Source organism: Candidatus Culexmicrobium sp. (assembly GCF_058356305.1).
Genome location: NZ_JBTVBB010000009.1, coordinates 1 through 4,672, shown reverse-complemented (window position 1 = coordinate 4,672; position 4,672 = coordinate 1). Strand labels below are relative to the sequence as shown.

Sequence of the window (4,672 nt, the reverse complement as noted above, 5' to 3'; positions counted from 1 at the left end):
TTTTGTGATAATTAATTAGGATTCTACTCGAGTAAAATTAGTTTACTTTTGTAGGGTCTTAGTTCCGAGGTGGGGAGCTATACAAATACCAATAATATAGGAGGCAAAAATTTGAAGTACATAATGTTCTGGGAATTTTGTCCAGAAAATTTTGAGAAAGTTGCAGAGAAACTTGAACGACAAAACAAGTTAGCCAAAGAGCGCCCAGAAGACTATCCAAAGGTGATTTTCCAAGCACATTCAATAGGTGGTAGCTTTAAGGGTTTAGCCATTGTAGAAGCTGAAGATGAGAAGCAGTTGATTAATATGGCTATAGCCTATATGCCTGAAATGACAATGAAGTTTACACCATTGCTTGACGGCCGTAAATTCATAAAACTCTACAGAGAATCAAAGTAGTAAATAATTTCATTGATTATTAATGTTGACTTGAGCTTCTCATTTAATTTTTTAAGCGCTTAGTTTAATTTTGCCTTTTCCAAGTATTCCATCTCATTACTTCTTTTAGACTTCTTTTCGGTACGTGAAGTACTCCATTTTCATCTAGCCAGTATCGTATATCACCATTCTTCACCTCATCTACAACTGGTTGTTCAGCTGGATAACCTAAGGCTACTAGGAGGATTACCTCTAGGTTTTCTGGTAGCTTTAAGATCTCCTTCAATTTTTCTCTATCTATTGCTCCTAGAATGCAAGATCCTAATCCATAGTCATAGGCTACCATCGATATTGCCATTGCAGCTATTCCTGCATCATGACCTGGATCTTTACGTATATTTTTGTCTAGGAGTATGGCTATGTAGGCTCTTGGCATCTCTTCTTCTGTTGGATAATAGTCTGGCAGGTAGCCAGCCCATCTAGTCAATGGAAAAACCTTTCTTAACTGCTCTTCATCATTTATAATTACATATTTTAGTGGTTGAAGATTTGCTCCTGAAGGTGACAGCCTAGCTGCATCTACACATTTGACTAGGATGTCCTTTGGTACTGGTTTGCTTTGATATTTTCTAATTGTTCTTCTAGCTATAATTTTTTCATAAATCATATAGATTCCTCCTCCCTTCTAACTGCTCTAAAGAGGATTTCATAGATGGTATAAGTGTTACGGTTTTAATTGATAAGTTTGAATTTCATATTCATTGTCTTAATGTACATTTGAGTATAGGGTCGGATATTTCATATTCTCCCCTATGGTTTTTATGTATGAAGCCGGATTTGATCAAATTTTTCAGTAAATTTGTAAAGTTCTTGTCATCTATTTTCTTATTTATGCCAATTTCTAGCGAAGTTTTTATTTGGCTCCAAGTAGCCTTTTCTAGTCTTGCTATTGTCCTCATCATTATTATGTATCTTTTCTTTGCTTGCCATCTTAAGTTTAAGAAGTGATTGAACTCATTTAATGCTAGTTTTCCTGCTTCTTCAATCATTTCATCCACAAGATCTCTATCTACACGTTTTTGAGTAACAGCTTTATAGCCTAAGAGTGTTAACCATCCTACTACTCCATTTAGCTTATTTACAGTATATTCTATGAAACTGTCTGGTGGATAAATATTATATTGTTTAAATCCTTCAATTAGGAATTCTCTTGACTGTTCGTAAGTGAAATTTTTTAGATATATTTCATTTCTGACTCTGCCATAGAGTGGTGAATCTGGATTATTTATTCCCATAAAATCACATAGTAATCCTATTTGAGAGCCTGTTAGAATTAATGTTATGTTTCTGAGACGATCATATATGTAGGCAAGTAATATGTCAATCCGATATCCTGCAATTCTACGTAATTCTTGTGCTTCATCAAAAGCTACAGCTATCCTCATATCTTCTTTTTCTGCAGCTTCATTTAGAGCTTCAAAGAGCCCTGCCAGATTGATGCTTTCTCTCCTTGACTTTTTGAAGGATATGCTTAAGCCTATAATTCTTATTCCTTCAACATGTTTTGCTAGTTTCAAGAAGTATTTTGCAATTTTTCTTCTTTTTAATAGGAAGTTATTTATTTGTTGTCCTAGTATTGATGTAAATTCATTTAGTGATACTATCTTGTCTTGTAGTAGAGTTCTTAGATCTACTATTATGCTTGGAACTTTAAATTCATTGAGAGCAGTGTATAGCAGTGATGTTTTTCCAGTTCTTCTCAGGCCTAGAATAAGTATTAAGGGGGAGGTTTTTAGGATAAGTTTAAGTCTCTCTAGTTCCTCTTCTCGATCATACAGATCTTCCCTTTTAACTTTTGGTTTTGGGCCAAAAAGGTCATAGCTGGTACCCACCAGTAAATAAATGTTCCTAATCTGCTTATCAACGTTATAGAGCTGTTACTAATGTTTTAAGAGTTTCAGAGTTGTTTGTATTGTTTGTTGTGCATCTGTTAATGCGTCTATTAGCTTGTTTCTTTCTCTCAGGAACTTTGTTTCTAGTTGGTGATATAGGTCTTTTTCTTCACTCAGTTGAGTTAGCTTTTCAACTATATAGTAGAGTCTTGGAATTGGTTTGTAGAGCGGTGTGTATCCATATGGGTCTTGCCCATATCTTCCAGCTACTGATCTGAAAGCTGGTGTTAGTATTCTCGACAATTTCATTAGGCAGTTGTTTATTATATCTATTTGACTTTGAGCTCTCTCTTCATTTTCATTTATTATTTCGTTTAGTTCATTAGTTAGCTCTAATAGTTTCTCTGCTTCGACTTTCATTGGAGTTAAATTGACTTTGTTTTTAGTGATTTTGCTTAGTTCTCTTAGTTCATCGATTATATACTTTGTTGTAGTTGCGAAATTTAGTGGTATAATTGGTTCATTACACAATCGTATTATTAGGTGTATATAGATTTCTGCATGTTGAATGAATAGTTCCTTATCAACTTTGTCTATTGTGTCTTCATTGCTATGATACCACCATCCAAGTGTGGTCCAATTCAATTTTTCCTTTAATTCTTTGAGAGAGTAGGTTTAGAGTATACTTATATATGTGATTCCTATTCCTAGGAATGAGTTGTCCCGTTCTGCCTCTCCGCTACTTTCTTAATTTTCGTAACATTTGTTGTGGATGGCCTTCCCGCCTTAGGTTTCATTGGCGGGTTTTTGGGGGATGGAGCTGCCTACATCTATCTTTAAACTTCTTAACCTAACATTCCAGCTATCGATTAATCTCTATTCGCTTCAAGATTGCATTTACATTTTAACAGCCTCTGTCCATTCGGGCTTAACTTATCCCTACATATTGGGCGGAGGCTTGAAGTTTTAAGGGGATTAACATAAACGACAGGAATATCATTAAGATTTGCTGAAACTTCCTGGGGCTTCATCTGCGTAATCTCCTGTTCAGTTCTTTCGAGTAATCTATTTTATCCCTAATTTTCGTTAAATCTTCTAAAGCAATCGTCGAATTCGTTTTCAAATTCACTCTTCTGATCTAGAGAGTTTACATGAGCATAGATTACGGCTGTGTTAGTCACCTTGCCTTTCCCAGTAATCTTGGTAACCTAGTACTTAGCATGTAGATTATACTCTCTATAGACTAGGTTTCTACGCTCCAGAGCCAAAACTGTCTAAAATATTTAAATGGAAAAATGGAATGTGGAGGAGCTAAGGATTTTTAGGGCTTGCTATAGGTTTTGTCAGCTCTACTTGTTTGAGATGAATAATAGCTCTTAAAATCATGAGTCTAGATATACCCAATACAGTAAGCCAAGATGATACTGCAACTACGGCCATTGCTCCGCCAATGGTTGCCATCTCATATAACATTACCGGTATGTCGGCTGGATTCGTCATAGCGGTTAGAAATGGTGGCCATGGTACGATCTCTCCATGCCACATATGTTCTAAAGTCAGTAATATAATGGCACCCCATAAGAAGGCGTTAAGAAACGTTATTTTGAGTTTCTCAGCAATTTTAGGCTTTGCTACTTGAATTATTGTGGCCACTATTGCTATTGGTAAAACAGTTAAATAACATGCCAATGATCTACGCCCTCCCGTGTTACCAAAACGTTAATAAGTAACACTGATACTTAAAACTATCGGTGTTGGACAATGTGGCTTATAACATTAGCCCTTGCGAGTGTTATAGCTACAGCTTTATGGTATGTCCATGTTGAAAACGACAAGTACATGCTGAAGTTTCTATCAACAATTCTATGGGGTGCTACGATCCTTGTCCTTGTAGATCATATTGCAGGCTTCTTATTGGAGGGGGGAGAATTCATAGAAATGACGCCTGAAGCAACGGTTTTGGGTATAGTTTTAGTGATAATCGCCATAGCGATATGGGAGGCTGCTTTAATAGTTAAAGACCCTAAAGGAGCCTTATGGAGGAAAGCAGCAATCAAACAAAGGGAGTAAATTTCCCTACTTCTTTTGTAATTAAGTAACATGTTGCTTTCTTGCTATCTAAATTCTATCATGGATTAAGAATATGACTCATTATGAGCAACAATTAAGAAATAATAATCTCGTTTTGTGGAGAGTGATTTTATGTATAGTGTAAAGTGCCTTTTACATTAAATTAAAAATTAATTAATAATATTAGGGATAGAAGAGTAGTCAAAATTGATGGTAAAGTGACTCCTTGACGTCCAAGTAAAAGCTGCTTATAGAATGAAGTATGCTAAGAAGTTATTTCATTAAACCTTAGATGGGAGTAAGGAAAGTTTATATGGTTTAGATCGGAAGAG

7 protein-coding genes are annotated in these 4,672 nt (G+C 35.5%); 2 read left to right on the top strand and 5 right to left on the bottom strand.

Annotated features, from left to right (window positions below; translation table 11 throughout):
• Positions 1–111: 111 nt before the first annotated feature.
• On the top strand, positions 112–399 hold the full coding sequence (locus ACW8TM_RS02250) for a DUF3303 domain-containing protein (RefSeq protein ID WP_491531654.1): 288 nt from the start codon (positions 112–114) through the stop codon (positions 397–399).
• A gap of 64 nt (positions 400–463) precedes the next feature.
• Here ACW8TM_RS02250 and ACW8TM_RS02245 read toward each other — a convergent pair whose 3' ends face one another.
• The 5 genes from ACW8TM_RS02245 to ACW8TM_RS02225 form a co-directional block, all read right to left on the bottom strand.
• Positions 464–1,045, bottom strand: a complete 582-nt coding sequence (locus ACW8TM_RS02245) for a nitroreductase family protein (RefSeq protein ID WP_491531653.1) — start codon at positions 1,043–1,045, stop codon at positions 464–466.
• A gap of 91 nt (positions 1,046–1,136) precedes the next feature.
• Positions 1,137–2,270, bottom strand: coding sequence for an AAA family ATPase (locus ACW8TM_RS02240; RefSeq protein WP_491531652.1), 1,134 nt, complete (start codon positions 2,268–2,270; stop codon positions 1,137–1,139).
• Between the two features lie 48 nt (positions 2,271–2,318).
• Positions 2,319–2,915 carry a hypothetical protein gene (locus ACW8TM_RS02235; RefSeq protein WP_491531651.1) on the bottom strand — a complete coding sequence of 199 codons (597 nt, stop codon included), beginning with the start codon at positions 2,913–2,915 and terminating at the stop codon, positions 2,319–2,321.
• 224 nt (positions 2,916–3,139) lie between these two features.
• The gene (locus ACW8TM_RS02230; RefSeq protein WP_491531650.1) at positions 3,140–3,301 is read right to left on the bottom strand and encodes a zinc ribbon domain-containing protein; all 162 of its coding nucleotides are present in this window, start codon (positions 3,299–3,301) and stop codon (positions 3,140–3,142) included.
• A gap of 280 nt (positions 3,302–3,581) precedes the next feature.
• Entirely contained in the window at positions 3,582–3,959 is a 378-nt protein-coding gene (locus ACW8TM_RS02225) for a hypothetical protein (RefSeq protein WP_491531649.1), read from the bottom strand.
• A 72-nt stretch (positions 3,960–4,031) separates the two neighbouring features.
• On the opposite strand from ACW8TM_RS02225, the gene ACW8TM_RS02220 reads away from it, so the two are divergent.
• A complete protein-coding gene (locus tag ACW8TM_RS02220) occupies positions 4,032–4,340 on the top strand; it encodes a hypothetical protein (RefSeq protein WP_491531648.1) in 309 nt (102 codons plus the stop codon).
• Positions 4,341–4,672 lie beyond the last annotated feature (332 nt).

What these genes read in the sequence shown, in the direction of transcription:
- ACW8TM_RS02220 (WP_491531648.1), top strand. Translation starts at nt 4,032, where the DNA reads ATGTGGCTTATAACATTAGCCCTTGCGAGTGTTATAGCTACAGCTTTA.
- ACW8TM_RS02245 (WP_491531653.1), bottom strand. Translation starts at nt 1,045, where the DNA reads ATGATTTATGAAAAAATTATAGCTAGAAGAACAATTAGAAAATATCAA.
- ACW8TM_RS02230 (WP_491531650.1), bottom strand. Translation starts at nt 3,301, where the DNA reads ATGAAGCCCCAGGAAGTTTCAGCAAATCTTAATGATATTCCTGTCGTT.